The sequence below is a fragment of the Neisseria sp. P0009.S007 genome, from assembly GCF_051962515.1.
In genome coordinates this window covers 1-526 of the sequence record NZ_JBQCVF010000851.1, presented here as the reverse complement: position 1 = coordinate 526, position 526 = coordinate 1, and the positions used below count along the sequence as shown (strand labels likewise).

Sequence of the window (526 nt, the reverse complement as noted above, 5' to 3'; positions counted from 1 at the left end):
CGCGACGGCGTATTGACTCAAGCAGCAACCCGTGGCGACGGCACCACAGGCGAAGACGTTACCCAAAACGTCAAAACCGTATCCAACATCCCCCTGCGCCTGCATGGAGAAAATATTCCCGAGCTTATCGAAATACGCGGCGAAGTACTGATGCTCAAAGCCGATTTTGCCGCCTTAAACGAACGACAGGCTGAAAACGGACAAAAACCTTTCGCCAATCCGCGCAATGCCGCCGCCGGCAGTCTGCGCCAACTCGATTCGCGCATTACGGCACAGCGCAAACTGCATTTCTTCCCCTATTCTATCGCCCGACAACAAGGCGGCTTTATCGCAGAAGAACACCTGCAAGAGCTGAGCTACTGTAAAGAGCTTGGCTTCAGCCTGCCTGATGGTAATTTCGGCTATTTCCCCAATATCGACGAAGTATTGGCGTTTTACGAGAAAATGCAGCAAAAACGCCCTACTCTACCCTACGAAATCGACGGTATGGTGGTCAAAGTCAACAGTCTGGCACAACAAGAAAAAC

At 51.7% G+C, this 526-nt stretch carries 1 pseudogene; it reads left to right on the top strand.

Annotated features, from left to right (window positions below):
• A pseudogene (locus tag ACTHS3_RS16750) lies at positions 1-526 on the top strand (NAD-dependent DNA ligase LigA); the annotation flags it as partial.